We start from the raw sequence: 20,630 nt of genomic DNA on the forward strand, positions 1-20,630 counted from the left end.
CGACTGGCGAGGAACGAATGTCGGGGTTAGTGTCGATCACGCAGAACCACTCCCGGAGCGGCGACATGCGATACCTGATCTATCTTCTTGCGGGTTTCCTGAGCGCAGGGCCCGCCCTGTCGCAGGGTCGCTCGGCCAGCCACTGCATCGCGATCGCTGAGGCGGATCCGGGGATCACCTATCTCCACAAGGCGGCCTGGCGCGAGCCGATCGATGACCCTTACAGCGTACGGATCAGCTATATCGATCACTCGATGTTCCTGATCCAGACGGCGGGCGGTCTTTCCGCCGTCACCGATTACAACGGATATCTCGGTCCGGCCGACCTCGTCCCGGATGTAGTGACAATGAACCACGCCCATTCGACGCATTGGACGGCCCGTCCCGACGAGAGCATTCCCCACATCCTCGAAGGCTGGGGTGACGGGATCGAACCCAATCTGCACATGCTCGACTTGGACGAGATGCTGGTACGCAACGTGCCGACGGACATCAGGTCCTATTACGGCGACGGGGCCGAGCGGTACGGCAATTCGATCTTCGTCTTCGAGGTCGCGGGCCTTTGCATCGGTCATCTGGGGCATCTCCACCACGAACCGGATGCGGCGCAATATGCAGCCCTCGGGCGCCTAGATGTCGTGATGGCGGCGGTCGACGGCAGCATGACCGTCGATGTCGAGACGATGATCGACGTGCTCGAACGGCTCGAAAGCTCGATTGTCATCCCGATGCACTGGTTCGGCGCAGCAACGCTCGAGCGGTTCCTGCAAGGAATCTCCGAGAGTTTCGAGATCGATCTGCGCCAGGACAGCGAACTGGAAGTCAGCCTACGCGACCTGCCGGACCGGCCGACGGTGATCGTCCTGCAGCCAGCCTTCCTTGCATCGGAATGACGCTCGCCCCCCTTACGCCCGCCTTGCTCGCGGCGCTGCGCCCCGAACTTTCGGAGGGATGCGAGCGCGACATCTCGGATGCCTACCTCTCCGAACCGCGCGACCTCTGGCGCGGGGTAGCGGGCGCGATTCTCGCTCCTCGGGACGTGGAGGAGGTCGCCCGGATCGTCCGGTTCGCCGCGCGGGAACGGGTGGGCATCGTTCCGTGGAGCGGCGGGACCGGTCTCGTCGGGGGGCAGACGCTGACGGAAGGTCCGGCGCCGATCGTCCTGAGCCTCGAGCGAATGAGCAAGGTCCCTGCCGTCTATCCGCGGGAGAACGTTCTCGTAGCCGAGGCGGGCGCGATCCTTGCCGACGTCCACACGGCGGCGGCCGAATCCGACCGGCTTTTCCCCCTTTCGCTCGCCTCCGAAGGCTCGGCCCGGATCGGTGGTCTCCTCGCGACGAATGCAGGCGGGGTCAACGTTCTTCGCTACGGCAACGCGCGGGATTTGTGCTTCGGAATCGAGGCGGTTCTGCCGGACGGGTCGATCATGCGGGGCCTAAAACGGCTACGGAAGGACAACACCGGTTATGACCTCCGCAACCTGCTCATCGGGGCGGAGGGGACGCTCGGCGTCATCACCGCCGCGGCGCTGCGTCTTTTTCCGCAACCGGTTGAAACCGGAACCGCGATTCTCACCGTCGCGGGGCCTTCGGCAGCGCTGGATTTGCTCGAGATGGCCGAACGCCGCGGCGGCGTTTCGGCCTTCGAACTGATCTCGGGCCAGGGTCTACGTTTTCTGACCGAGACCGGCCTTCTGTCGCGTCTCCCGTTCGACGAAATCCCCGAATGGTGTGTCCTCGTCGAAATCGGCGCCGAGGCGGGCGGCATGGTCGGAGAGCGGCTCGAGACGCTCTTCACCGAAGGGTACGAGGCCGGGCTCGTTACGGACGGGGTCGTGGCGCAGAACGCGGCGCAGCGCGCCGAACTCTGGTCGATCCGGGAAACTATCCCCGAAGCGAACAGGCGCGTCGGCGCGATCGTCTCGAGCGACATCTCCCTACCGCTTTCGGCAATTCCCGATTTCCTGGAAAGCTGCGATGCGAAGCTCGCCACTGCCGATCTCCGGATCAACGCATTCGGACATCTTGGCGACGGCAATCTGCACTACAACCTCTTCCCTCCGCCGGGGCGCAGCCGAGAGGAGTTTGCAGGGCAAAGAGCGGCATTGCGCCATATCATCGACGAAGAGGTGGCGGCCTATGATGGTTCCTTCTCGGCGGAGCACGGGATCGGCCGCCTGAAGGTAACCCAGCTCCAGCGCTACGGCGATCCGGCGAAGCTTGCGGCGATGCGGGCGATCAAGAAAGCGCTCGACCCGGTCGGGATCATGAACCCCGGCGCCGTTCTCGGACCCGAGGTGCGCCGGAATTCGCCCAACTTCGAGACGGGCGCGTCCCTGACCGCAGACGCGGACTAGCTGCGGCTCTCGACCCTGCGCCGAGCGAGGTTGCTGTCGCGATCGGTCACGCCGAGCATCGGGGCAATCATCCGGAGGAGTGAATCCTCCTCCTCGTCCCGTTTGCCGTCGGCCAGGACGACATCCCACAAGGCCTCGATCACCCCGATCCGGTCCTCGTAGGCAACATGATCCTTGATCGCCCGGGTGAACCGGACCGTGTCGGGCGCCTCCGCCTCGATCGTCTCCGCTTCGGCACGCAGCGCGGCGGCCTCGAACGGCGCAAGATCGTAGCGGCTGCCCAGGACGCGGTCGATTCGCGTCATCTCGTCGGAGGCATAGGTTCCGTCGGCCCGCGCGATCCGGACGAGAAGAGCCGCCAGGGCCCGCCGTGCATCGTCCGCGTCTAGCGGGTCGGGATTGGCGTCATGCCCCGAGAGGCGGTTGAGAATGTCGCTGATCATTCGCTGCGATATAGCCTTGTGTTGCCGCCTTGCAAAGATCCACCGCAACGATACGACATGTAGTGGGCAAACGTGATTAGTCCTGTTGAATATCTTCGTGATCGCCTAGGTAGTTTGAAAGTTCAGCTGCCGGTCCAGACATGAAAATGCGCATACTTCCCGTCGTGATTCTCGCGATCACCCCCGTCACCGCATGGGCCGGCAATCTCGACGTGCCACCTACGGAGGCTGCGCCCGTGATGATGGCGCAGGCCGCTCCGTCGCCCGACCTGATCTTCACCCTGCGCGGCGGCATCGCGTCCACCCCGGACTATTTCGGCTCCGACGAATACACCGTCGGTCCGGATTTCGCGTTCCGTCTGAACTATCTGCGTCTTCCCGGCGGGCGCGATTTCGGTACGCCCAATCTTGCCGAGCCGACCTACGGCGTCGGCCTCAGAGGATCGTTCCGCTACATCAGCGAGCGCAGTTCCGACGACAATTCCGAGTTGTCCGGCCTCGACGATGTCGACACGTCGGTGGAGCTCGGTCTCGGCATCGGGTACAGTTCGTACATCTTCGATGCCTTCGCTGACTTGCGGTATGGAGTCATCGGACACGATGCATTCGTCGGAGAAGTCGGGGCGGATCTGAAGGTGCATCCGACCGAGAATCTGACCCTTGCGGTGGGCCCGCGTCTTTTCCTCGGTTCAGACGATTACGCGTCAACGTATTTCGGCGTTTCCGACGATGAAGCCGTGGCCAGCCAGTTCGATGCCTATGATGCGAATGGCGGTCTGCTGAGCGCGGGTATGGAGATCGGTGCGCGCTACGAGATCAACCAGAACTGGGGGATCGAGGGCGCGGTGACTTGGGATCGGTTCACCGGTGATGCGGAGAACAGCCCGATCGTGGAGAATGGCGATCGCGACCAATACGGGCTTAGGGTCGGCGTCACGCGCCTCATCACTCTCGACTTCTGATACCTATTACAGGGTCTCCTGCGGAACGACTTGAGGTCGAGACGCGGAGTACTGATCGAAAAGGAGCGCGTTTCCGCGCTCCTTTTCCGTATTTAATGCTTGATCGCGTCTTTGGCCTTGCCAACGCCCTTCTGGGCCTTGCCCTCGACCTGATCGCCTTGGCCTTCGTGCTTCAGACGTTCGTTGTTCGTCGCCTTGCCTGCAGCTTCTTTGACCTTGCCACCAACTTCTTTGGCGGCGCCTTCTGCTTTGTCCTTGTTCATCACCATTACCTCCATAGCGATGAGACCAGAACGGCCAAACGCGATCCCGGTTCCTATCGAGACCGCTTCGCGCGTTATCGTGATTGGCGACCGTCAGCTCAGACGAGGCGGCTCACGTCTCGTGCGGCCCGAATGAAACTTGCGAAGAGGGGGTGCGGCGCGAACGGTTTCGATTTCAGTTCGGGATGGAATTGCACGCCGATGAACCAGGGATGGCCCTCCACCTCGACGATCTCGGGCAGCCGTCCGTCCGGCGAGATACCGGAAATTTTCAATCCGTGCGTCTCCAGCATCTCGCGATACTTGATGTCGACCTCATAGCGGTGGCGATGGCGCTCCTCGATCGACTGGCCGCCATAGACTTCCGCAGCTTTCGATCCTTCGGCGAGCGTCGCGGTGTAGGTTCCCAGGCGCATCGTCCCGCCCTTGTTGTCGAGAACGTCCCGCGCGATCTTCTCGTTGTCCTTGATCCATTCGCTGAGGTGGAAGATCACCGGCTCGTAGCGGGCTTCTCCGGCCTCATGGTCGAACTCCTGGCTTCCGGCCGTCTTTAGGCCAGCGAGGTTGCGGGCGGTCTCGATCACGGCCATCTGCATGCCGAGGCAGATACCGAGATAGGGGATCTCCCTCGTGCGGGCGAATTCCACCGCCTTGATCTTCCCTTCCGTTCCGCGTTCGCCGAAGCCGCCGGGAACGAGGATGGCGTGATAGGGTTCGAGAAGGGGGGCGGGATCCTCTCGCTCAAAGACTTCCGCGTCGACCCAGTCGATCCTCACCCGGACCCGGTTCGCCATTCCGCCATGCGTCAGCGCCTCGGCGATCGATTTGTAGGCATCCTCAAGCTGCGTGTACTTGCCCACGATCGCCACGCGGACTTCGCCTTCGGGATTGAAGATTCGGTCCGCCACGTCCTCCCAGCGTCGAAGGTTGGGGCGTGGTGCGGGAGAGATGCCGAATGCGTCGAGCACGGCCTGGTCGAGCCCCTCGCGATGATAGGCAAGCGGTGCCTCGTAGATCGACTTGAGATCGTAGGCGGCGATGACGCTGTCGGGTCGCACGTTGCAAAAGAGCGCGAGCTTTTCCCGTTCCTTCTCGGGAATCGTGCGCTCCGACCGGCAGACGAGCACGTCGGGCGCGATACCGATGGAGCGCAGTTCCTTGACGGAATGCTGCGTGGGCTTGGTCTTGAGCTCTCCGGACGCGGCGATCCAGGGCAGCAGGGTCAGGTGCATGAAGATGCATTGTCCCCGCGGATGCTCCTGGCCGAACTGGCGGATCGCCTCGAAGAACGGAAGCCCTTCGATATCGCCCACCGTGCCGCCGATCTCGCAGAGCATGAAATCGACCTCGTCGGCGCCGACGCGCAGGAAATCCTTGATCTCGTTCGTAACGTGGGGAATCACCTGGATCGTCTTGCCGAGATAATCGCCACGCCGCTCCTTCTCGAGCACCGACGAATAGATCCGCCCCGAGCTTACCGAATCCGTCGAACGGGCCGCGACGCCCGTGAACCGCTCGTAATGACCGAGGTCGAGATCGGTCTCGGCCCCGTCATCGGTGACGAAGACCTCGCCATGCTCGAACGGGCTCATCGTGCCGGGATCGACGTTCAGGTAAGGGTCGAGTTTCCGGAGCCTTACGCTGAAACCGCGGGCCTGGAGAAGAGCTCCGAGTGCGGCCGAGGCGAGGCCCTTGCCGAGCGAGCTCACGACGCCGCCGGTGATGAAGACATAGCGCGCCATATGAGAATGGTCTCCCGTGCGAGGCGCCGCGCGCGCGGCAAAATCCACTTGCAGGGGGCGTCCGACGCGCCCCGCCACGGGATTTGAGGCTTACAAGGATCGCCCCCGGCGCGCAACCGAAGGCGGATGGGTGATCAGTCGGCCCGGGGCGGTGTCGCGGGCGCATTCCCCGAAGACGGCGGCAGGAGGTCGTTTCCGGAGGGCAGGGAGGACCCTTCGGTTTCCCCCTCGGGCGCGGACGGCGTCTCGAACCCGATCTGGTCGATGACCGAATTCCCCGATGCGTTCTGCGCGGCGAAGATCGTCAGCGTGATCGACGTGACGATGAAGGCCACCGCGAGCGCCCAGGTCATCTTCCCCAGCGCCGTGGCCGCGCCGCGCGAGGACATCGCGCCTCCGCCCCCGCCCATGCCGAGCCCGCCCCCTTCGGAGCGCTGCAGAAGCACCACCCCGATCAGGCACAGCGCGAGGATCAGGTGGACGATGAGGACGATGTTTTCCATACGGGCGGCTCTCGCTGGCGGACCCGCGCTATCTAGAGGGCTGCCGGATATGCCGCAACCCCCGGCGGCTCCGGTGATTTGCGGTTTCGCCGCCGCGCCGGCGCCGATAAGACGGGCAGGGTTCGGAACGAGGGGGTTCGACGCATGGCGAACGTGGTGGTCGTAGGCGCCCAATGGGGCGACGAAGGCAAGGGCAAGATCGTCGACTGGCTGAGCGAGCGCGCGGACGTGATCGCGCGGTTCCAGGGCGGGCACAATGCCGGCCATACGCTGGTGATCGACGGGACGGTCTTCAAGCTCAACGCGTTGCCCTCGGGCGTCGTGCGGTCCGGGAAACTCAGCGTGATCGGCAACGGCGTCGTGCTTGATCCTTGGCATCTCCTTAAGGAGATCGAGACGATCCGCGCCGAGGGCGTCGAGATCACGCCCGAGACGCTGATGATCGCGGAGAACACGCCGCTGATCCTGCCGTTCCACGGCGAACTCGACCGCGCGCGGGAAGGCCAGAACTCGGTCGCGAAAATCGGCACGACGGGGCGGGGTATCGGCCCGGCCTACGAGGACAAGGTCGGGCGCCGGGCGATCCGGGTGGCCGATCTCGCCGACGCCGCGACGCTGGAGCTGCGCATCGACCGGGCGATGATCCATCATGACGCGTTGCGCGCGGGGCTTGGCCTCGAGCCGATCGACCGCGGCGCGCTTCTAGACAGTCTGCGAGAGGTCGCGCCTAGGATCCTCGAATATGCGGCGCCGGTCTGGAAGATCCTCGACGAAAAGCGGCGCGCGGGAAAGCGCATCCTCTTCGAAGGGGCGCAGGGTGCGCTCCTTGACATCGATTTCGGCACCTATCCCTTCGTCACGTCGTCGAACGTCATCGCCGGGCAGGCGGCCACGGGCACGGGGCTCGGGCCGGGCGCCATCGATTTCGTCCTGGGTATCGTCAAGGCCTACACGACGCGGGTGGGCGAGGGGCCTTTCCCGACCGAACTCGATGACGAAGACGGGCAGCGGTTGGGGGAACGCGGCCGGGAATTCGGCACCGTGACCGGGCGCAAGCGTCGTTGCGGCTGGTTCGACGCGGTGCTCGTCCGGCAGACCTGTGCGACCTCGGGGGTGCGTGGCATCGCGCTCACGAAGCTCGATGTGCTCGACGGGTTCGACGAGCTGCGAATCTGCACGGGCTACGAACTCGACGGAGAGCGGCTCGACCACCTGCCCACTGCGGCCGACCGGCAGGCGCGGTGCCGTCCCGTCTACGAGACGCTGCCGGGCTGGTCGGACTCGACCGAGGGCGCGAGGAGCTGGGCCGACCTGCCGGCCGGAGCGATCAAGTACGTCCGCCGGGTGGAAGAACTGATCGGCTGCCCCGTGGCGCTTCTGTCGACTTCGCCGAAACGGGAAGACACGATCCTCGTCACCGATCCCTTCGCGGACTGACCGCGTGGCGCTTTCCCACAAGGCCAAGCGGCGCTGGTCGCTCGTCATCCTGCTCCTCGGGCTGCCCGTCTACATCGTTCTAGCGAGCACCATCATGACGTGGCTCGGACGGCCGGGGATTGTCGTCGAGCTCCTGATCTACATGGGGCTCGGCGTGATTTGGGCGCTGCCCTTCCGGACCGTCTTCCGTGGTGTCGGGCAAGCTGATCCGGAGCGGGATGTGGACGATCAACCGCGCTGATCCGGTGCGGCGAAATCGCGGGACATCAGTTAACGAGGGCCTGCGCCTCGTCCACGTAGCGCGTCGCTCCGGTGATGCCGAACCGCCCCCGGCCGAGGTCGCGCAGATGCCCGGCCTCGACCAGCCGTTCGAAACTGCGCAAGCCATCCTCCCGGCTGGCCCCGGAGCGCGACCGGCTCGCCGCCTGGCGCAGAAGATGCGGACGCGAGAGCGCGTCGCGGCCCTCGACGATCACGCCATAGGCGGCCGCGGCTTCGATGATATCGGTGAGCTCCGTGGCCCCGATCCGCTCGGCGAAGGCGGCGAACGCGCCCGCGTCATGTGGTTGGGCCGTGTCGCGTGGGACGCGTCGCGGCTGAACCGATCCGACGTTCTCGGCCGCGCCGTCCGTCCCGACCCTGAGCGAGGATACCAGGACGAGGGGCGATGCGCTTTCCTCCGTCGGGTCAGTCGGCCGCGGTCGCGTGCTCTGGTCCGACAGGAGCGTCGGTCGCTTTGGCCGGACCGCGCGATCGAGCTCGGAGCGGAACTGCCCGGCCGTCTCCGCATCACTGCGACCGCGCTTGCCGCCGAGAAGACCGTCCGCCTTCGTCGCGGCGACCGCCGCCTTCAGGTGCGCAATGGCGGAGCGGCGGCGATGGCCCGCCGCGTCACCCATCTGCGCATCTGTTTCTACCATCAGGCGGTCGAAGGCTGCGTCGCTCTCGACCTCCAGCGGATCGCGGCTTTCCTCGGGGGAGGGGGGAACCGGCTCGGCCGTATCCGCGTCCTCCTCCCCTTCGGCGATCAGTTCGTCGAGGGTCCGCGCCCGTCGCCGAGCCTGCGCGTTCTCCTCGTCGGCCTGTCGTGCGGCACGTTCGATCTCGGCGAGGGCGGCGTCGCGATCCTCCTCTTCGGGCGTGCCGAGTTCGAGGATGGAGCGGATCCCCGCCGCGAGTTCGTCGTCGCCATCGGCGCGGGCATCCTCCGACACCTCGTCGTCCGATTCATCCGAGTCGTCCTGTCCGGCGTTCGACACGGCGGATGGCCCCGTATCCACCTCGTCCGTATCCTCGATACCCGCCGGCTCGTCCGACAGATGACGTTCAGTTTCGTCCGACGCATCGTCGGGGAGCGCCACGGAAGTGGGCGGAGAAGTTTCTTCCGGCAGGGCGATCTCGTCATCTAAGTGAGCACCATCATCCGCAGTGGCCGCGTCGTCCAGGGACCGATCGAATGACACCTCGGCCGCCTCGAAAGCCGCATCTTCGTCATCGCCGGTGATCGGTTCGACTTCGTCGGCGTCATCGCGGGACGTGGGACCTTCCGCACCGCCGCCGAGTCGTTCGAAGACCAGAACGGCGTCCTCCGTCCGTGTCACGACGGGCGCGCCGGACGCCGTTTCGGCGATCGCCGAGAGTGACTCCTGATGCGGCGGGAGCGGCTCTGACCCGAAATTCGGGGCCTCTTCGGATAGATCACGAAAATAGGCCGCGATCGCGCACATCGTCTCGAACGGGTCGTCGAATCCCTCGAGCGTACAGGAGAAGGCCCCGTACGTGACGGTCAATGACTTGCGCGTATCGCCCATCCGTTTTCCGCCTGTGCCCCTGTGCCGCGATTTGGCCCTCGTGATCCATCCCGGCTGGATCCGGAGCGCCGGTAATGTCAACCTGCGCCAAATCGTGTAATGAACCGTTAATAACGCCATGAGCGCCATAGTTCTACGATCGAGGCAAGGGGTGGTCCTCGTCGGTGGGGGGGCGATCGCTCCGGGCGATCTCGACCTCGCGCTTGCCCTCGGTCCGACCGCGGCCGCCGCGGATGGCGGCGCTATGGCGCTTCTCGAGCATGGCGTGATCCCCAAGGCAGTGATCGGCGATCTGGATTCGCTTCCGCGCGACGTCGCGGCGCGTATACCCGCCGGGCGGATCCACCATGTCCCGGAGCAAGACAGCACCGATCTGCAAAAGTGTCTCGCGCGCATCGACGCGCCGTTCGTCATCGGGATCGGGTTTCTTGGCGCGCGGTTCGATCACAGCCTCGCCGCGTGTCACGCCATCGCGATGCACGACCGACCCTGCCTCCTTCTCGGAAGCGACGATGTCGTCTTCCATGCAGCCGGTGCCCTCTCTCTTGATCTCGCGCGCGGCACGCGGGTCTCCGTCTTCCCGATGCGGCCCGTGACCGCACGTTCGCGAGGTCTCGAATGGCCGCTGGACGGAATCGAGTTTTCGCCCGGGGAACGGATCGGGACCTCCAACATGGCCAACGGCCCGGTCCGGATCGAGCCCGATGGCGCGGGGCTCCTCGTTCTCCTGCCCCGGTCCGAGATCGATGCGGCGCTGGCGGGGCTCATGGCGCGATCCGACGAGCCGGGACAATCTTGAGGCCGGGTTACGGACATCCGCGCCGTAAATGCCGCGCCCGGCCCGATGCGAAGCGACGCAGCCGGGGTTTTGGCGTGGCGGCTTCGCCGGATGCTCCTTATAAGGCGGCACGCCCAGGGAAGGAGTGAAGGATGCCCGAGCGATTGTCGCCCGTCGAAACCGCGAAACGCGCCGCCGCCCGCCGCGCCGCCGACCTGGTCGAGCCGGACATGGCCCTCGGGATCGGGACCGGATCCACGGCGTACTGGCTCATTCGCCATCTGGGCGAGCGTATCGCGTCCGAGGGGTTGCGGATCACCGGCGTGCCGACCTCCAGTCAGACCGCCGAACTCGCGTCGAAGGCCGGGATCGCACTCGTCGATCTGGAAGCCGCGGGTCGTCTCGACCTGACGATCGACGGAGCGGACGAGTTCGATTCCGCGTTGAACCTCGTCAAGGGCGGTGGCGGCGCGCTTCTGCGTGAGAAGATCGTGGCGGCGGCCAGCGACCGGATGATCGTCATCGCCGACAAGTCCAAGCACGTGGAGACGCTCGGGGCGTTCCCGCTTCCCGTCGAGGTCACGTCCTTCGGCTGGCAGAGCACGAAGGCGGCCATCGAGGATCTCCTCCCTGGTCACGATCTCCTCGGGGATCAGATCACGTTGCGGCTCGATGGCGAGGCGCCCTTCGTGACCGACGGCGGAAACCTGATCCTCGACCTCCACCTGAAGCGGATCGGCGATCCGCGCCGGCTCGCGCGGGATCTGAACCTGATCCCCGGGGTGGTGGAGAGTGGCCTTTTCATCGGCCTCTGCGATACGGTCGTGATCGGCCACGGCGACGGAAGAACCGAGATCATCGGAAGCGCCAACGGCATCGCGCCGCCGGGCGACGCCGACTTTCCGGAACCCGACAACCTGTTCGCCGATCTGGGGGATTGAGATGGCCGAATTCGACTACGATCTCTTTGTGATCGGCGGCGGCTCGGGCGGTGTACGGGCCGCGCGGACCGCCGCCGCGACCGGTGCGCGGGTTGCCCTCGCCGAGGATTACCGCCTGGGCGGAACCTGCGTGATCCGCGGCTGCGTGCCGAAGAAGATCATGGTGTTCGCCAGCGGCTATCCGGATCTCGTCGCGGAGGCGGACGCCTATGGATGGGATGCGCAGATCGGCGATTTCGACTGGAAACGCTTTCGGGCCAAGTTGCATGCGGAACTCGACCGGCTCGAGGGGGTCTACCGTAACCTGCTCAATACGTCGGGTGTGGCGATCTACGAGACCCGGGCGCGGCTGCAGGACGCGCACCATGTCGCGCTCGCGACCGGAGAGGTGAAGAGCGCCGCCCATATCCTCGTCGCGACCGGTGGCCATCCCGTCCGTCCGGGGCTCGAGAATGCCGAGTTTGGTCTCGTGAGCAACGACCTCTTCCTGCTGGAGGATCTGCCGTCGAATATCCTGATCATCGGCGGTGGCTACATCGCCTGTGAATTCGCCTGCATACTCAACGGGCTCGGCGTGGACGTCACGCAATATTACCGTGGCGAGCAGATCCTGCGCGGCTTCGACGACGAGGCCCGGGACATGATTGCCGACAGGATGCGCGAGCGTGGCATCGATCTACAAACCAACATGAACATTTCCGAGATGGATCTGGCGGAGAAACGCGGGATGTCGGACGGATCGTCGCACGGGCACGATGGCAGGGCGGTCACGCTCGATGACAATCCAATGAGTTCGACGGTCGCGGATGCGGCAAAACCGCTCTGGGTGAAGGACACCGAAGGCCGGGAGCACCGCTTCGACCACGTTCTCTTCGCGACGGGGCGCGCACCGTCCACGGCGGATATGGGCCTTGAGGACGCAGGCGTTTCGCTCGGGAAGAAGGGCGAAATCGTGGTGGACGCCTATTCGCAGAGCAGCGTCCCCTCGATCTATGCCATTGGCGACGTCACCGATCGCCTTGCCCTGACCCCGGTTGCGATCCGCGAGGCGATGGCGTTCGTAAAGACCGTGTTCAGGGGCGAGAAATCCCCGGTCGATCATGAGCTTGTGCCGTCCGCGATCTTTACCCAGCCGGAGTTCGGGACCATCGGGCTGACCGAGCAGGAGGGCTTCGAGAGAGGCGGTGTCGAGATCTACCGCACGTCCTTCACGCCGATGAAGAAGAGTTTCGCGGGAGGGTCCGGCAAGACCATGATGAAGCTCGTCGTGGACAGCGAGACACGTGTCGTTCTCGGCTGTCACATCGTCGCAGAGGATGCCGGCGAAATGATCCAGCTTGCCGGGATCGCGGTGAAGGCAGGCCTTACGAAGGAGCAGTTCGACGCGACCTGTGCCGTTCATCCGACCTCGGCGGAGGAACTGGTCACGATGTCTTCACCCGTCCGCAAGGGTTGAACTCGGACATCCACTCCACGATGTGCTAGAGTATATCGACAATTTCAGACGACGACCTACTAGAGAGAGGAGCTCCCCACGCATGGCGGGCAATAATGGCGGACCCTGGGGGAGCGGCCCCCGTGGTGGCGGAAACGACGGCGGTGATCGCCGTCCCGGCGGAAGACGTCCGGGCGAAGGGCCACAGGTCCCCGAATTCGACCGGATCGTGCGGAAGGGCCAGGAGCAACTGCGTGTCCTGATGGGCGGGCGCGGCGACGGCAACCGTCCGAACGGTTCGGGCGGCGGTGGCGGTCCCCATTTCTCGCGCGGCACGTTCGTGCTCGGCGCGCTCGTCGTCGTCGGGCTCTGGGCTTTCGCGAGCTTCTACACCGTGCGGCCGGAAGAGCAGTCGGTCGAGCTGTTTCTCGGTGAGTTCAGCTCCATCGGCGAGCCGGGCCTCAACTTCGCGCCGTGGCCGCTCGTCACTGCGGAAGTCATTCCCGTGACCCGAGAGCAGACGGAAGAGCTTGGCATCGGTCGCGGCAATGCCGCGGATAACGGCCTGATGCTGACGACTGACGCGAACATCGTCGATATCGAGTTCGAGGTCGTCTGGAACATTCGCGACCCCGCGCAGTACCTTTTCAACCTCGCGGAGCCCGCGGACACGATCCGTGCGGTGAGCGAATCCGCCATGCGCGAGGTCGTCGCCCGGTCCGAGCTTGCGCCGATCCTGAACCGCGATCGCGACCTGATCGCCAACGACGCGCAGCAACTGATCCAGGATACGCTCGACAGCTACGATTCCGGCGTGAACATCGTCCGCCTCAACCTCGACAAGGCCGATCCGCCGGCCGAGGTGATCGACGCGTTCCGCGACGTCCAGGCGGCGGAGCAGGAGCGGGATCGGCTGCAACGTCAGGCGGACGCCTATTCCAACCAGGTCCTCGCCGACGCGCGCGGTGCGTCCGCGCAAATCCTGGAAGAGGCGGAAGCCTACCGGGCGCAGGTGGTGAACGAGGCCCGCGGTGAGGCGAGCCGGTTCAGCGCGGTCTTGGGCGAATACCAGAAGGCCCCCGAAGTCACGCGCAAGCGTCTCTACCTTGAGACGATGGAAGAGGTGCTCGGACGCGTGGACAAGGTGATCCTCGACGAGACCGGCGGAGCGGGCGGCGGACAGGGCGTTGTGCCGTATCTCCCGCTCACCGAATTGAACCGCCGCGGTGACGGCGGGCAGACGACGGCCCAGGGAGGCAATTGATGCGCAAATCCTACATCGCCATCGGTATCGCGGCCGTTGCCATCATCGGTCTCATGAGCTCAATCTTCATCGTGGACGAACGGGAAAAGGCGCTCGTCCTCCAGTTCGGGCAGATCAAGCGGGTCAAGGAGACGCCGGGCCTCGCCTTCAAGGTTCCGTTCATCCAGGACGTGGCGCGCTACGACGACCGGATCCTGTCGCTCGACACCGATCCGATCGAGGTGACGCCGTCGGACGATCGCCGTCTTATCGTCGATGCCTTCGCGCGCTACCGGATCATGGACGTGGAGCAGTTCCGCCGTGCCGTGGGCGTGGGCGGCATCCGCTCCGCGGAGAGCCGTCTGGCGGCCATCCTCATCGCGCAGACCCGGGCCGTTCTGGGTTCCGACGGGGTGACCTCGAACACGATCCTGTCGGAAGATCGTGCGAACCTGATGACGCGGATCCGCGATCAGGCGCGGCTCAGGGCGAACGCGCTCGGCGTGGAGATCATCGACGTCCGTCTGAAGCAGACGGCGTTGCCCGACCAGAACCTCGCCGCGACATTCGACCGGATGCGGGCCGAGCGTGAGCGGGAGGCGACGGACGAGCGGGCACGGGGCGAGGAAGCGGCGCAGCGCGTCCGCGCGCAGGCCGACCGGACCCGGGTCGAGCTTGTCTCCGAAGCGGAGCGGGAGGCGGAGATCGCCCGCGGTGAGGCGGATGCGGAGCGTAACAACATCTTCGCTAACGCCTTCGGTGCCGATCAGGAGTTCTTCCAGTTCTACCGGTCCCTCACCGCGTACGAGCGCTCGCTGCAGGGGAACAATTCGATGCTGGTCCTGTCGCCAGACAGCGAGTTCTTCGACTACCTGAAATCGGATCAGTCGCGATCCGTCACGGCGTCGGAGGACAATGAAGCAGCCCGGCTGTCGAACGACGAACAGGCACGGGCGTCGGACGGGTCCGCGCAGACTGCGGCAAGCCAGGAACCGGACCAGACGGAGGCCGCCGCGTCCCCGACGAATTGATGTCCGTCGTCGTTCTCGCATTGGGTTTGGTTTTCTGCGTCGAGGGGCTGGTGCTTGCACTGGCCCCTTCGCGTATCGAGGACCTGCTGTCATTCCTGACGCGTCTGCCGCCCGAGACCCGTCGTCTTCTGGGGCTGACCGCGGTGGCGGTGGGTGCAGCGCTCGTCGCAGGCGCGCGGGCGTTGGGCACCTTGTAATCGTTGCATGGTTTTCACGGGCAATTGACGCAATGAAACGCTCCATCTGTTGCCAATTGGCTGCGATGGCACCAAGTTCGCATCGCGTGCGGCATCCGGACTTGACTTATCTCCGGCCGGTCGACCGCACGGGAGAAAATCACACCGCTTAGAACCTTCAAGGAGAACAGCGTGACATCTCAAGCCCTTCCTATCCGACGGGTGCGGTCGAGCCTGCACCACTGGGTCACGGTGCTGGTCCTCGGGGCGGCGCTGGTTCTGGCGCAGACGGTCACGGCGCGCGCCACGCCCGAAACCTTCGCCCCCTTGGCCGAGAAGATCAGCGACTCGGTCGTCAACATCACCACCTCGACCACCGTAGCCGCGCGCTCCGGGCCCGCGCCCGTTGTACCCGAAGGCAGCCCATTCGAGGACTTCTTCCGCGATTTCATGGATCCCGAGGGCGAAGGCCCCGCTCCGCGCACGCCTCGCCAGAGCCAGGCCCTGGGCTCCGGCTTTGTGATCTCCGAAGACGGCTACATCGTGACGAACAACCACGTCATCGACGGGGCCGACGAGATCAGCATCGAGTTCTTCAACGGCGACGAACTTCCCGCCGAGGTAATCGGCACAGATCCGAAGACCGATATCGCGCTTCTCAAGGTGACGAGCAAGGCCCCCTTGAAGCCGGTGCCGTTCGGCGACAGCGATGCAGCGCAGGTCGGCGATTGGGTGATGGCCATGGGCAACCCGCTCGGTCAGGGCTTCTCGGTCTCTGCGGGCATCGTCTCCGCGCGCAACCGGGCGCTTTCGGGCACCTACGACGATTACATCCAGACCGACGCCGCCATCAATCGCGGCAATTCCGGCGGTCCGCTTTTCAACATGGACGGCGAGGTCGTGGGCGTGAACACCGCGATCCTCTCGCCCAACGGCGGCTCTATCGGCATCGGCTTTGCGATGTCGTCGAACGTGGTGGCGAAGGTCGTGGACCAGCTCCGCGAATTCGGCGAAACGCGCCGCGGCTGGCTCGGCGTCCGCATCCAGGACGTGACGGATGACATCGCCGAAAGCATCGGACTTGCGGATGCGTCGGGTGCGCTCGTGACAGACGTTCCGGAGGGCCCCGCGCAGGAGGCCGGAATGGAATCGGGCGACGTCATCGTCTCTTTCAACGGTCAGGATGTGGGCGACACGCGGGAACTCGTTCGCCGCGTCGGCGATACCCAGGTCGGCACGACGGTCCCGGTGACGGTCTATCGCGACGGTTCGACCGAAGAGCTCGAGATCACGCTCGGTCGGCGCGAAGAGGCCGAGGCCGTTCCCGCATCCGCCAATCGCTCCGCCCCCGATGCGGTGCAGGAGGAAGAGCTTCTCGGAATCACCGTCACGCCGCTCAACGACGAGATGCGCGAGCAGCTCGGGCTTTCGGGCGGGACCGACGGGGTTGCCGTCACCGCCGTCGACGAAGGCAGCGAAGCGTTCGACAAGGGCATTCGTGCGGGCGACGTGATCACGGAGGCCGGACAGGACAAGATCGGTTCGGCCGCCGATCTCACCGACCGGATCGAGGCGGCAAAGGAGGCGGGACGGAAATCGCTCCTGCTGCTTGTCCGCCGCGACGGCGAGCCCAGGTTCGTGGCACTCGGGATCGGCTGATCCCGACGCCGGGGGGCGTCTTTCCCCGCCCCTCGCAAGGAAGCCGTCGCAGCCCCCTGCGGCGGCTTTCCCTATTCTACGGGCCCGGTTCCGCGGGTGTCTCCTCGATCCGGAGAAGATCGTCGAGCATCCAGCCGATATCCTCGATCTCCTCCGCGATAAGATGCGTGACGCCGCCACCGCGTTGCATGCGGCCCGTGACGCGCAGGCAGCGCCCGGCGATCACCGCCCGGCGAAACCGCTCGTAGACCGTCTTCCAGACGATGACGTTGCAGATGCCCGTCTCGTCCTCGAGCGTGAGAAAGATCGCCCCCTTCGCCGTTCCGGGTCGCTGCCGGATGAGGACGAGACCGGCCACGGCCACCCGCGCGTTGTTCGGCGGGCGGTCGAGATCCCCCGCGGGAAGGCAGGCGGGAGGGCGTGGCCATGTGCTCGGACGAGGGGGGCTGGACATGGAACCAATGTAGAACATCGGCCGCGTGCGGCCAAGCGGCACGAGGGGCGATGAGGCTGGTATCTCGGAAGGCCCCGAATTAGCTATGGGCCCGAAATCACGAAGGAGCCGCGCATGGCCAAGATCACCTATATCGAGCACGGTGGGACGGAACACGTCGTCGACGTTGCGAACGGCATGACCGTCATGGAAGGGGCACGCGACAACGGCATACCCGGGATCGAAGCCGATTGCGGCGGCGCCTGCGCCTGTTCGACCTGCCATGTCTACGTGGCCGAGGACTGGGTCGACCGCCTGCCGGCAAAGGAGGAGATGGAAGAGGACATGCTCGACTTCGCCTACGAGCCCAATCCGACACGGTCCCGCCTGACCTGTCAGCTCAAGGTCAGCGACGCGCTCGATGGACTCGTCGTGCAGATGCCTGAAAAACAGATCTGATACTGCCGTGGAGGGCTCGACGGTCTAGCCGGCAAGCGCCCGCCAGCCGATATCGCGTCGGTAGATGCCGTCGGGCCAGTCGATCGCCGCACAGATCGCGTAGGCGCGCGCCTGCGCCTCGCGCAGATCGGGGCCGCGTGCCGTCACGGTGAGGACCCGTCCGCCCGACGCGATCAGCTTGCCGTCTGCGAGCGCGGTCCCGGCATGGAACACCATCTGCGACGAACTCGCCTCGAACGCATCGAGCCCGCGGATCTCCGTCCCCTTGTCGTAGAGCCCCGGATAGCCTCGGGCGGCCATTACGACCGTCAGCGCGTGATCGTCGGCCCATTGCGCGCGGACATCGCCAAGCCGGCCTTCGGCGCAGGCCTCCATGAGATCGAGCGCCTGAGCGCCGAGCCGCATCATCAGGACCTGGCATTCCGGATCGCCGAATCGGGCGTTGAACTCCACAAGCCGCGGCGCGCCGTCCTCGATCATCAGGCCCGCATAGAGCACCCCGCGATAGGGTGTGCCGCGGCGGACCATCTCCGCCATGCAGGGCCGCACGATCTCGTCGAGCGCGCGCGCCGTCACCGCCGCGTCCATGATCGGCGCGGGCGAATAGGCGCCCATCCCGCCCGTGTTCGGGCCCGTATCCCCTTCGCCGAGGCGCTTGTGGTCCTGCGCCGTGCCGATGGGAAGCACATCTTCCCCGTCGACGAGGACGAAGAACGACGCTTCCTCGCCGGTCATGAATTCCTCGATGACGACGGAGGCGCCGGCCGCGCCGTAATGCCCGTCGAGCATGTCGCGGAGCGCCCCTTCGGCCGCCTCGAAACTTTCGGCGACGACGACCCCCTTGCCGGCCGCGAGGCCATCCGCCTTTACGACGACGGGCAGGGCACAGCCCGCGAGATGGTCGAGCGCCGCCTCGAGATCGTCGAACCGCGCCCAGGCGGCGGTGGGAGCGCCCGTGGCCGTGCAAAGCTCCTTGGTGAAGGTCTTCGACGTCTCGATCATCGCAGCCGCGCGATCCGGGCCGAGGACGAGGATCCCCGCGGCGCGCAGCACGTCGGCCACGCCCGCGTCGAGCGGCGCCTCCGGCCCGATGATCACGAAGTCGATCGCGTTGTCCTCGGAGAAGGCCGCCACCGCGGCCCCGTCGCAGATATCGAGGCGCGCGGTCTCGGCGATCCCGGCGATCCCGACATTGCCGGGGGCGACGATCAGGCGGTCGCATTTGGGGTTCTGCAAGACGGCCCAGGCCAGCGCATGTTCACGCCCGCCACCGCCGAGAATGAGGATGTTCATGGGGCCTCTTTCGCTTCGCTCCTCGGCTGATAGCCAGCACGTCGCCCGATTCCAAGCCGCCGGGGACGCTTTCGTCCGGCGACGGAGCGGGATAGGCTTGCGCCATGGACCTGATCGACGATCCCGCTCCGGGCGGCAATGCGCATGAATACACCGTGACCGAGATCTCGGGGGCGGTGAAACGGGTGATCGAGGGCGAGTTCGGCCGCGTCCGCGTCCGGGGCGAGGTGGGCCGCGTCTTCGCGGCACGCTCGGGCCATCTCTATTTCGACATCAAGGACGACCGGAACGTCCTGGCCTCCGTCACCTGGAAGGGTCAGGTGCCGGGTCTCACCGCGCGCCCCGAGGAGGGGATGGAGGTCGTTGCCACCGGAAAGCTCACCACCTTCGGCAGCCAGTCGAAATACCAGCTCACCGTGGACGACCTCCGGCCCGCCGGCGTCGGCGCGCTCATGGCGATGCTGGAGAAGCGCAAGAAGGCGCTGGAGGCGGAGGGCCTCTTCGCGGCGGAACGCAAGCGCCCGCTTCCGTACCTGCCGGAGGTGATCGGGGTCGTAACCTCGCCCTCCGGCGCCGTCATCCGCGACATCCTCCATCGCTTGCGCGAGCGCTTCCCGCGGCAAGTGATCGTCTGGCCCGTGGCGGTGCAGGGACGCGATTGCGCACCGCAGGTCGCCCGCGCCATCGAGGGGTTCAACGCGCTCGTCCCCGGCGGTCCGGTCCCGCGGCCCGACCTCCTGATCGTGGCGCGCGGCGGCGGCTCGATCGAGGATCTCTGGGGGTTCAACGAGGAGGTGGTGGCCCGGGCGGCCGCGGCCTCCGCCATCCCGTTGATCTCGGCCGTGGGACACGAGACAGACACGACGCTCATTGATTACGTCTCCGACAGGCGCGCGCCCACACCCACCGCCGCGGCGGAGCTTGCCGTGCCCGTGCGACTGGAGCTTGCCGCCTGGCTCGACGGGCAGGGGGCGCATCTTTCGCGCGCGCTTGGACAGGCGGTGACGGGCCGACGCCAGCGCCTGGGCGATCTGTCCCGCGCGCTGCCCCGGCCGGAGACATTGACCGCGCAGGCGCGCCAACGGCTCGATTATGCGAGCCTCCGGCTTCCCGCGGCACTCGGCGCGACCGTCGAGCTGCGCCGGGCGCGGCTCGACCGGGTTGCGGCGCAGGTCCGCCCCATCGCTCTCCTGCGGCGGATCGAAGCCGGTCGCGCCGCCGCCGACGGTCTCTCCGCACGTCTCGGCCCCGCGCTCGGCCGCCTGGTGCGCGATCGCGGCCGCGCTCTGGTACGGCTCGCCGACAGGGTGGCGCCACAACCCATCCGCCGGTCGTTGCGGTCGGAGGGCGAGCGGCTTGCGGGCCTTGCCGCCGGGCTCGATCGCGCCTGGGCGCTCCGGCGCGACCGGCTCCGCGCGCGGCTCGAGACGCTCGAGGGGTTGCACCGGACGCTCGGCTACGAGGCGACGCTCGCGCGCGGCTACGCGGTCGTCCGGAGCGAAGCAGGGCCCGTCACCACCCGGAAGGCGGCCGCGCGGGCAGGCGCGCTCGAAATAGAATTCCAGGACGGACGGCTCGCGGTGGAGCGTCGGGCGAAGGCCGCGCACCCGAAGCCGAAGGACACGCCGCCCGAACAGGGAACGCTCCTCTGACCGTAGGGCGGGG

General features: G+C 66.1%; 21 protein-coding genes. 14 read left to right on the forward strand and 7 right to left on the reverse strand.

Going from position 1 to position 20,630, the window contains the following annotated elements; genetic code table 11:
• Positions 1-65: 65 nt before the first annotated feature.
• Entirely contained in the window at positions 66-893 is an 828-nt protein-coding gene (locus LX81_RS00785) for an MBL fold metallo-hydrolase (protein ID WP_111535378.1), read from the forward strand.
• On the forward strand, positions 890-2,356 hold the full coding sequence (locus tag LX81_RS00790; protein WP_111535379.1) for an FAD-binding oxidoreductase: 1,467 nt from the start codon (positions 890-892) through the stop codon (positions 2,354-2,356). The genes LX81_RS00785 and LX81_RS00790 overlap by 4 nt, the downstream gene beginning before the upstream one ends.
• Here LX81_RS00790 and LX81_RS00795 read toward each other — a convergent pair.
• On the reverse strand, positions 2,353-2,799 hold the full coding sequence (locus tag LX81_RS00795) for a tellurite resistance TerB family protein (protein WP_111535380.1): 447 nt from the start codon (positions 2,797-2,799) through the stop codon (positions 2,353-2,355). The two genes, LX81_RS00790 and LX81_RS00795, sit on opposite strands and share 4 nt — an antisense overlap.
• Before the next feature lie 146 nt (positions 2,800-2,945).
• Here LX81_RS00795 and LX81_RS00800 point away from each other — a divergent pair, with 146 nt between their 5' ends.
• Positions 2,946-3,761 (forward strand): MipA/OmpV family protein, encoded by an 816-nt coding sequence (locus LX81_RS00800; RefSeq protein ID WP_234822437.1) that lies wholly within the window; start codon positions 2,946-2,948, stop codon positions 3,759-3,761.
• Between the two features lie 92 nt (positions 3,762-3,853).
• On the opposite strand, the gene LX81_RS00805 is transcribed toward LX81_RS00800, so the two are convergent.
• The 3 genes from LX81_RS00805 to secG all read right to left on the reverse strand — a co-directional run bounded on the left by LX81_RS00805 (position 3,854) and on the right by secG (position 6,269).
• A complete protein-coding gene (locus tag LX81_RS00805) occupies positions 3,854-4,024 on the reverse strand; it encodes a CsbD family protein (RefSeq protein WP_111535637.1) in 171 nt (56 codons plus the stop codon).
• A 98-nt stretch (positions 4,025-4,122) separates the two neighbouring features.
• Positions 4,123-5,766 carry a CTP synthase gene (gene pyrG / locus LX81_RS00810; protein ID WP_111535382.1) on the reverse strand — a complete coding sequence of 548 codons (1,644 nt, stop codon included), beginning with the start codon at positions 5,764-5,766 and terminating at the stop codon, positions 4,123-4,125.
• 134 nt (positions 5,767-5,900) lie between these two features.
• Positions 5,901-6,269, reverse strand: coding sequence for a preprotein translocase subunit SecG (gene secG, locus LX81_RS00815; RefSeq protein WP_111535383.1), 369 nt, complete (start codon positions 6,267-6,269; stop codon positions 5,901-5,903).
• Positions 6,270-6,413: 144 nt separating this feature from the next.
• Between secG and LX81_RS00820 the strand changes: the two genes are divergently transcribed.
• Positions 6,414-7,706, forward strand: a complete 1,293-nt coding sequence (locus LX81_RS00820; RefSeq protein ID WP_111535384.1) for an adenylosuccinate synthase — start codon at positions 6,414-6,416, stop codon at positions 7,704-7,706.
• Positions 7,707-7,710: 4 nt separating this feature from the next.
• The gene (locus LX81_RS00825; protein WP_111535385.1) at positions 7,711-7,947 is read left to right on the forward strand and encodes a DUF2842 domain-containing protein; all 237 of its coding nucleotides are present in this window, start codon (positions 7,711-7,713) and stop codon (positions 7,945-7,947) included.
• 25 nt (positions 7,948-7,972) lie between these two features.
• On the opposite strand, the gene LX81_RS00830 is transcribed toward LX81_RS00825, so the two are convergent.
• Complete coding sequence (locus tag LX81_RS00830) at positions 7,973-9,517, reverse strand: hypothetical protein (RefSeq protein ID WP_111535386.1); 1,545 nt, start codon at positions 9,515-9,517, stop codon at positions 7,973-7,975.
• 151 nt (positions 9,518-9,668) lie between these two features.
• On the opposite strand from LX81_RS00830, the gene LX81_RS00835 reads away from it, so the two are divergent.
• From LX81_RS00835 to LX81_RS00865, 7 genes are all read left to right on the forward strand, one after another.
• On the forward strand, positions 9,669-10,316 hold the full coding sequence (locus tag LX81_RS00835) for a thiamine diphosphokinase (RefSeq protein ID WP_308418325.1): 648 nt from the start codon (positions 9,669-9,671) through the stop codon (positions 10,314-10,316).
• A 131-nt stretch (positions 10,317-10,447) separates the two neighbouring features.
• Positions 10,448-11,236 carry a ribose-5-phosphate isomerase RpiA gene (gene rpiA, locus LX81_RS00840; RefSeq protein ID WP_111535388.1) on the forward strand — a complete coding sequence of 263 codons (789 nt, stop codon included), beginning with the start codon at positions 10,448-10,450 and terminating at the stop codon, positions 11,234-11,236.
• Between the two features lies 1 nt (position 11,237).
• Complete coding sequence (locus LX81_RS00845; RefSeq protein WP_111535389.1) at positions 11,238-12,692, forward strand: FAD-dependent oxidoreductase; 1,455 nt, start codon at positions 11,238-11,240, stop codon at positions 12,690-12,692.
• Positions 12,693-12,774: 82 nt separating this feature from the next.
• Positions 12,775-13,935, forward strand: a complete 1,161-nt coding sequence (gene hflK / locus LX81_RS00850; RefSeq protein WP_111535390.1) for an FtsH protease activity modulator HflK — start codon at positions 12,775-12,777, stop codon at positions 13,933-13,935.
• On the forward strand, positions 13,935-14,945 hold the full coding sequence (gene hflC / locus LX81_RS00855) for a protease modulator HflC (RefSeq protein ID WP_111535391.1): 1,011 nt from the start codon (positions 13,935-13,937) through the stop codon (positions 14,943-14,945). The genes hflK and hflC overlap by 1 nt, the downstream gene beginning before the upstream one ends.
• Positions 14,945-15,142, forward strand: coding sequence for a DUF2065 family protein (locus LX81_RS00860; protein ID WP_111535392.1), 198 nt, complete (start codon positions 14,945-14,947; stop codon positions 15,140-15,142). The genes hflC and LX81_RS00860 overlap by 1 nt, the downstream gene beginning before the upstream one ends.
• 201 nt (positions 15,143-15,343) lie before the next feature.
• Positions 15,344-16,780, forward strand: coding sequence for a DegQ family serine endoprotease (locus LX81_RS00865; RefSeq protein ID WP_234822451.1), 1,437 nt, complete (start codon positions 15,344-15,346; stop codon positions 16,778-16,780).
• Between the two features lie 76 nt (positions 16,781-16,856).
• On the opposite strand, the gene LX81_RS00870 is transcribed toward LX81_RS00865, so the two are convergent.
• On the reverse strand, positions 16,857-17,234 hold the full coding sequence (locus tag LX81_RS00870; RefSeq protein WP_234822438.1) for an OB-fold nucleic acid binding domain-containing protein: 378 nt from the start codon (positions 17,232-17,234) through the stop codon (positions 16,857-16,859).
• Positions 17,235-17,348: 114 nt separating this feature from the next.
• Here LX81_RS00870 and LX81_RS00875 point away from each other — a divergent pair, with 114 nt between their 5' ends.
• Positions 17,349-17,672 (forward strand): 2Fe-2S iron-sulfur cluster-binding protein, encoded by a 324-nt coding sequence (locus tag LX81_RS00875; protein ID WP_111535394.1) that lies wholly within the window; start codon positions 17,349-17,351, stop codon positions 17,670-17,672.
• 24 nt (positions 17,673-17,696) lie between these two features.
• On the opposite strand, the gene purD is transcribed toward LX81_RS00875, so the two are convergent.
• A complete protein-coding gene (purD, locus tag LX81_RS00880) occupies positions 17,697-18,965 on the reverse strand; it encodes a phosphoribosylamine--glycine ligase (protein WP_111535395.1) in 1,269 nt (422 codons plus the stop codon).
• Between the two features lie 104 nt (positions 18,966-19,069).
• Between purD and xseA the strand changes: the two genes are divergently transcribed.
• A complete protein-coding gene (gene xseA / locus LX81_RS00885) occupies positions 19,070-20,617 on the forward strand; it encodes an exodeoxyribonuclease VII large subunit (protein ID WP_111535396.1) in 1,548 nt (515 codons plus the stop codon).
• Positions 20,618-20,630: the final 13 nt, after the last annotated feature.

The sequence above is a fragment of the Palleronia aestuarii genome, from assembly GCF_003253995.1.
Lineage (GTDB): Bacteria > Pseudomonadota > Alphaproteobacteria > Rhodobacterales > Rhodobacteraceae > Palleronia > Palleronia aestuarii.

Excerpts from the sequence above, each read along its gene's own strand:
- LX81_RS00870 (WP_234822438.1), bottom strand. The coding sequence starts at position 17,234 with ATGTCCAGCCCCCCTCGTCCGAGCACATGGCCACGCCCTCCCGCCTGC.
- LX81_RS00820 (WP_111535384.1), top strand. The coding sequence starts at position 6,414 with ATGGCGAACGTGGTGGTCGTAGGCGCCCAATGGGGCGACGAAGGCAAG.
- secG (WP_111535383.1), bottom strand. The coding sequence starts at position 6,269 with ATGGAAAACATCGTCCTCATCGTCCACCTGATCCTCGCGCTGTGCCTG.
- LX81_RS00800 (WP_234822437.1), top strand. The coding sequence starts at position 2,946 with ATGCGCATACTTCCCGTCGTGATTCTCGCGATCACCCCCGTCACCGCA.
- LX81_RS00790 (WP_111535379.1), top strand. The coding sequence starts at position 890 with ATGACGCTCGCCCCCCTTACGCCCGCCTTGCTCGCGGCGCTGCGCCCC.
- hflK (WP_111535390.1), top strand. The coding sequence starts at position 12,775 with ATGGCGGGCAATAATGGCGGACCCTGGGGGAGCGGCCCCCGTGGTGGC.
- LX81_RS00830 (WP_111535386.1), bottom strand. The coding sequence starts at position 9,517 with ATGGGCGATACGCGCAAGTCATTGACCGTCACGTACGGGGCCTTCTCC.
- hflC (WP_111535391.1), top strand. The coding sequence starts at position 13,935 with ATGCGCAAATCCTACATCGCCATCGGTATCGCGGCCGTTGCCATCATC.
- LX81_RS00785 (WP_111535378.1), top strand. The coding sequence starts at position 66 with ATGCGATACCTGATCTATCTTCTTGCGGGTTTCCTGAGCGCAGGGCCC.
- LX81_RS00795 (WP_111535380.1), bottom strand. The coding sequence starts at position 2,799 with ATGATCAGCGACATTCTCAACCGCCTCTCGGGGCATGACGCCAATCCC.
- purD (WP_111535395.1), bottom strand. The coding sequence starts at position 18,965 with ATGAACATCCTCATTCTCGGCGGTGGCGGGCGTGAACATGCGCTGGCC.
- LX81_RS00805 (WP_111535637.1), bottom strand. The coding sequence starts at position 4,024 with ATGAACAAGGACAAAGCAGAAGGCGCCGCCAAAGAAGTTGGTGGCAAG.
- rpiA (WP_111535388.1), top strand. The coding sequence starts at position 10,448 with ATGCCCGAGCGATTGTCGCCCGTCGAAACCGCGAAACGCGCCGCCGCC.
- LX81_RS00875 (WP_111535394.1), top strand. The coding sequence starts at position 17,349 with ATGGCCAAGATCACCTATATCGAGCACGGTGGGACGGAACACGTCGTC.
- LX81_RS00860 (WP_111535392.1), top strand. The coding sequence starts at position 14,945 with ATGTCCGTCGTCGTTCTCGCATTGGGTTTGGTTTTCTGCGTCGAGGGG.
- xseA (WP_111535396.1), top strand. The coding sequence starts at position 19,070 with ATGGACCTGATCGACGATCCCGCTCCGGGCGGCAATGCGCATGAATAC.
- LX81_RS00845 (WP_111535389.1), top strand. The coding sequence starts at position 11,238 with ATGGCCGAATTCGACTACGATCTCTTTGTGATCGGCGGCGGCTCGGGC.
- pyrG (WP_111535382.1), bottom strand. The coding sequence starts at position 5,766 with ATGGCGCGCTATGTCTTCATCACCGGCGGCGTCGTGAGCTCGCTCGGC.